This is a genomic window from Actinomadura fibrosa, assembly GCF_900659615.1.
In the GTDB taxonomy this organism is placed as follows: domain Bacteria; phylum Actinomycetota; class Actinomycetes; order Streptosporangiales; family Streptosporangiaceae; genus Spirillospora; species Spirillospora fibrosa.
Map to the genome: position 1 here is coordinate 1 of NZ_CAACUY010000416.1, position 5,086 is coordinate 5,086.

General features: G+C 74.4%; 5 protein-coding genes. 3 read left to right on the forward strand and 2 right to left on the reverse strand.

Annotated features, from left to right (window positions below; translation table 11 throughout):
• Positions 1-95: 95 nt before the first annotated feature.
• Positions 96-623 carry a hypothetical protein gene (locus E1300_RS47570; RefSeq protein ID WP_131763843.1) on the reverse strand — a complete coding sequence of 176 codons (528 nt, stop codon included), beginning with the start codon at positions 621-623 and terminating at the stop codon, positions 96-98.
• Between the two features lie 188 nt (positions 624-811).
• On the opposite strand from E1300_RS47570, the gene E1300_RS47575 reads away from it, so the two are divergent.
• On the forward strand, positions 812-1,468 hold the full coding sequence (locus E1300_RS47575) for a response regulator transcription factor (protein ID WP_131763844.1): 657 nt from the start codon (positions 812-814) through the stop codon (positions 1,466-1,468).
• Positions 1,465-2,757 carry a sensor histidine kinase gene (locus E1300_RS47580; protein WP_131763845.1) on the forward strand — a complete coding sequence of 431 codons (1,293 nt, stop codon included), beginning with the start codon at positions 1,465-1,467 and terminating at the stop codon, positions 2,755-2,757. Before E1300_RS47575 ends, E1300_RS47580 begins: the two co-directional genes overlap by 4 nt.
• On the opposite strand, the gene E1300_RS47585 is transcribed toward E1300_RS47580, so the two are convergent.
• Entirely contained in the window at positions 2,754-3,725 is a 972-nt protein-coding gene (locus E1300_RS47585) for an AraC family transcriptional regulator (protein WP_131763846.1), read from the reverse strand. The two genes, E1300_RS47580 and E1300_RS47585, sit on opposite strands and share 4 nt — an antisense overlap.
• Before the next feature lie 378 nt (positions 3,726-4,103).
• On the opposite strand from E1300_RS47585, the gene E1300_RS47590 reads away from it, so the two are divergent.
• A partial coding sequence (locus E1300_RS47590) for an ATP-binding protein (RefSeq protein WP_131763847.1) occupies positions 4,104-5,086 on the forward strand: 983 nt, incomplete at its 3' end.

Here is a 5,086-nt window from a genome sequence, read left to right on the forward strand (position 1 = left end):
CGGCCTGCGCCGCCGGGACGGGCGGCCCCCCGCCCCGGCGGCCACCGGTTCGGCCGCGCGCTCGCCCGCGCGCTCGCCCGTGGTGGTCTCGCTCGTCACCGGGGACCGCCGCCCTGAAGGATCTTCTGGCACTTCTCCTGGGCGGCCTTGAAGTCGGGGTCCTCGGCGACCTTGCCGTCGATCATGATGCCGCGCTGGCCGGGCTTCGGGTCCTGGAACGCCTCCACGCCGTTGGAGCGCATGCACTCGGCGTACTTGCGGCCCCGCTCCTGCTCCTTGGGGTCCGGGGCCCCGGTGGCGTTGGCCTGCGGGTTGTACTGGCGGCACGCCTCCATCGCCTTGTCGACCGTGGCCTTGGGCGTCTTCTTGTCGATCTTCAGCAGGATCTTGCCGTCCTTCGGGTCGTCCATCGGAATGCCGTTCTTGCGCATGCACTCGGCGAACTTGACGCCCATCTCCTCCTGGCTGAGCTTCGCGCCGCCGGCGGCGGCCCCGCCCGTCTTCCCGCCGCCCGCCGACGCGACGCCGTCCTTCTCACCACCGTCGTCTCCTCCGCACCCGGTCAGGGCGAGGGCCAGGACGAGGGGCAGCGCGGCCAGGGCGCCGCGGGTCCGCATTCGCATGGATCTCTCCTCGTTCGGCGGCCGGATCGGTCTCCGGCCGGTCGAGGAGCGATGCAACGCGAACCGGCGTTTCCCCCACGTTTCCGCTCGGACGCTTCGCCGCCGCGGCGTCGTTTCCTAACGGGGAGGAAACACCGGGGCCGCCAGCATGGCCCTGTCGGGCCGCGGCGGCCCGCGCGGGAGGGAACATGCGGGTACTGGTGGTGGAGGACGAACGGCTGCTCGCCGACGCGATCGCGGAGTGGCTGCGCGACGAGGCGCACGCCGTCGACCTCGCCCACGACGGCGAGGCCGCGCTGGAGCGCGCCGCCGTCAACGACTACGACGTCGTCGTCCTGGACCGGGACCTGCCGCTCGTGCACGGCGACGACGTCTGCCGGGAGATCGTCCGGGGCGGGTCGGCGGCGCGGGTGCTGATGCTCACTGCCGCCGCCGAGGTCACCGACCGGGTCGCCGGGCTCGGCCTCGGCGCCGACGACTACCTGACCAAGCCGTTCGCGTTCCCCGAGCTCGCCGCGCGGGTGCTCGCGCTCGGCCGCCGCTCCCGTCCCGCCGCGCCGCCGACGCTGCGCCGCGCGGGCATCACGCTCGACCCGGCGCGCCGCGAGGTGTTCCGGGACGGGCGGTACGTCCCGCTCGCGCGCAAGGAGTTCGCCGTCCTCGCCGAGCTGCTGCGCGCCGACGGGACGGTCGTCTCCGCCGAGACGCTGCTGGAGAAGGCGTGGGACGAGCACGCGGACCCGTTCACCGGCGCCGTCCGGCTCACCATCCTCAAGCTGCGCCGCAAGCTCGCCGACCCGCCGATCGTCGAGACCGTCAAGGGAGTGGGGTACCGGATCCCGTGAAGGCACCGCTGCCGCGGGGCCTGTCGCTGCGGGCCCGGCTGACCCTGATCTACGGCGGCCTGTTCCTCGCCGCCGGCCTCGTCCTCCTCGGTGTCGTGTACGCGCTGTTCAACCAGCAGCTAGGGCAGGGCACCACGAAGATCCTCGCCCGGACGACCGGCCCGGTGCCCACCTCCTCCGTGAGCCCGACCGGCGCACCGCGGGCGGGCGGCTCCGACCAGGTCATCATCCAGGGAGAGGGCGGGCCGGTGCGCATGCCCGCGGGGAGCACGCCGCAGTCCGTCGCCGACCTCGACACGTTCATGCGGCAGCAGCGCAAGGAGCTGCACGACGCCGCGACGACCTCGCTGATCACGCAGGGGTCGATCGCGCTGCTGGTCGTCGCGGGCGTCGCGGCGGGCACCGGCTGGCTCATCGCGGGCCAGGTGCTGCGCCCGCTGCACCGGGTGACCGAGACCGCGCGGCGCATCGCCGGGGCGCCCGCCGCCGACCGCGGCCTGCACGAGCGGATCGCGCTGCGCGGCCCGGACGACGAGGTCAAGGAGCTCGCCGACACCTTCGACACGATGGTCGAGCGGCTGGACCGGTCCTTCGACGGGCAGCGCCGCTTCGTCGCCAACGCCTCGCACGAGCTGCGCACGCCGCTCACCGTCGGCCGCGCCCTGGTCGAGGTGGCGATGCACCGCCGGACGGCGTCCCCGGACGTCCTCCAGCTCGGCGAGGCCCTGCTCCAGATCAACTCCCGGCACGAGCGGCTGATCACCGGCCTGCTGCTGCTCGCCCGGTCGGAGAACGAGATCGTCGCCCGCGCCCCGGTCGATCTCGCCGACGTCGTCGGGCACGTCGCCGCGCAGACCGCGGCCGAGGCGGCGGAGGCGGGCGTCACCATCGAGGAGGAACCGGGCGAGGCCGTCACGGCGGGCGACGCGCTGCTGCTGGAGCGGGTCGTGGAGAACCTCGTGGAGAACGGCATCCGGCACAACACCGGGAAGGGCGGCTGGGTCTCGGTCTCCTGCCGCACCGAGGCCGGCCGCGCCGTCCTGGAGGTGGCGAACTCCGGGCCGTCCGTCCCGCCGTACGAGGTGCCCGCGCTGTTCGAGCCGTTCCGGCGGCTCGACAGCGACCGCGTCGTCACCGCCAAGGGCGCCGGCCTCGGCCTGTCCATCGTGCAGTCGATCGTCCGCGCCCACGGCGGCACCGTAACCGCCCGCCCACGCCCAGGCGGCGGCCTACGAGTAACAGTGTTGCTCCCCGCCTGCCCCGCCCCGGTCGAGACCCTCCCCACCTAGCCGTTCCGGTCGGCGCGGGCGGCGTGGCGTAGTTCGCGGGGGCTTACGCCGAAACGGCGGCGGAAGGCGGTGCTGAGCGCGCTGGCCGAGGAGAACCCCGTGGCGTGCGCGAGGTCGGTGATCGACAGGTGCGCGTCGCGGGGGTTGCGGAGCCGGTCCCGGACAAGGCGGAGCCGCTCCTCGCGGATCAGCTCGCGCGGCGTCGTCCCGGCGTGCTGGAGGGCGAGCTGCACCTGCCGCAGCGACCACCCGAGGTCCTGCGCCATCGCCGCGCCGTTGAGGCCCGGGTCGGTGGCGTGCTCGCGGACGTACCGGCGCACCACCGCCTCCACCTCGGCGAGATGGCCCGGGACGCACGGGCGGTCGTCGCCCGCGACGGTCATGCACAGCAGCTCGGTGATCCGCTCGCAGGCGCCGTCGAACTGCGCGGCCGTGAGCGCGTCGCGCTCCTCGCCGACCGCGGTGAGCATGCCGGCGACGACCCGGCCGAGGCCCCGGGACAGGTCGACGCCGCGCGCGAGCGGGGACGGGCCGCCCAGCCGCCCGTCCACCTCGTGGGCCGGGATCGTCAGGAGCAGCGCGCGGACGGGCCCCGGCTGCCGCACCCGGAACGGCTCCGCCAGGCTGAGCAGTCCGCCCGCCCCGGGCCGCAGCCGCGCCTCCGCGCCGTCCTGGGCCAGCAGCAGCTCGCCGCTCAGCGGCACGAGGAACCGGTAGTCGCCGTCCGGGTCGCGCCGGATCTGGCCCGCCGTCCGGACGTAGTCGATCCGCTCCGACCAGAACTGGACGAGCTGGTAGGCGGTGCTGCGCTGGCGCACCGACCCGCCGAGGAAGTCGTCCGGGCGCGGGAAGCGGCAGTCCATGGGCGACTGGTAGGCGGCCGTCTGCTCGACCCAGAAGTCGGCGCGCTCGCGGGGGGCGTAGTCCGTGGTCGTCGCCGTGTGCACGGCATAGGCTGCGTCGTTCACCGAAGGCGTCCTCCCCACCGCGCCGTCTCCGTGCCCGGATCCGCGTCCCGGGCGGCCCGTCCCCCGGCGGGCCCACTGACCACGGCGTTTCCGCCGCCGGGCGATCGTAGTACGCCCGCACGCTCCCTTTACGGCGAATCCAGCGGAAAGTAACCCGAATCAGACGGTATGTGATCATGCGTGGTCGGCGGGTGACCGGCGGGTAGTGCGCCCCACGGCAAGTTCTCTGCGCGCGAGCGCAAGCACGCCCCGGCGGGCGCGGCCTACGGTCACGGAACCGCGGCGTTTCTTCGCTGTCCGTGACCCGAGTCCGTGACCCGAAAGCGAGCCGGTCCGCACGGGCCGCCTCCCCCGACATCCCCTGCGTACGAGGATCTGATGGAGCAATTCCTCTTGGCGGCGGCGCTCGCCGTCGTGGCCGCCGCGGGCATCGCCGCGGCGGTGCTGCTGGCCCGCCAGCGGCAGGTGACCGCCGAGCTCCGCGAGCAGAACGCCGCCCTCGCCCGCGGCGTCGACCTGCGCGAGAAGGAGCTCCGGCACCTCGCCGAGGTCCGGCTGCCCGAGCTCGTCGAGTCGCTGCACACCCCGGGGGTGCGGGTGACGGGGCCGCTGCACGACCTGCCCCGCCTGGCGCCCGCCTACGGCCAGGCCCTCCAGACCGTCATGGACCTGTTCGCGCGGACCGGGGCGCGGGTCAGGGAGCAGGCCGACCAGTCGGCGAAGTCCACGCTGCGCGGGATGATGCGCGCCGTCCAGAGCCTGGCGAACGAGCAGCAGCTCGCGATCTCCACCATGCAGGAGCGGCACGACGACCCCGACGTCCTGGACGGCCTGCTCCGCATCGACCACATGAACGCCCAGATCGGCCGGCGCGCCCAGGCGACCGCGGTGCTGTGCGGGTCGTGGCCCGGCCAGCAGCGCTCGGCGTCCTCGCTGAGCGACGTGGTGCGCGGCGCGACCTCGCGCATCCGCGACTACCTGCGCGTCAACCTCCAGGGCGCGGTGAACACCGCGGTCACCAGCCGGGCGGTCGAGCCGGTCGTGCTCACCCTCGCCGAACTGCTGGACAACGCCGCGCGGCACTCGCGCCCCGACACCTCCGTCGAGGTGAACTTCCGGACCGCGCACAACGGCGTCGCCATCATGATCGACGACGCGGGGGTCGCGATGGACGCCGAGGAGCTGAAGCGCGCCGCCGAGCTGCTGTCCGGGGACGCGTCGGTGGACGTCCACCGGCTCGGCGACCCCCCGCAGGTCGGCTTCGCGGTGCTGATGGCGGTCGCCGGGGTCCTCGCCCTGATGGGCCGCAAGGAGACCGCGCGGGCCACGCCTCCGAAGCCGGAGCAGGCGATGGACACCAG

Coding starts and splice junctions, on each gene's coding strand:
- E1300_RS47570 (WP_131763843.1), bottom strand. CDS start 623: ATGCGAATGCGGACCCGCGGCGCCCTGGCCGCGCTGCCCCTCGTCCTG.
- E1300_RS47575 (WP_131763844.1), top strand. CDS start 812: ATGCGGGTACTGGTGGTGGAGGACGAACGGCTGCTCGCCGACGCGATC.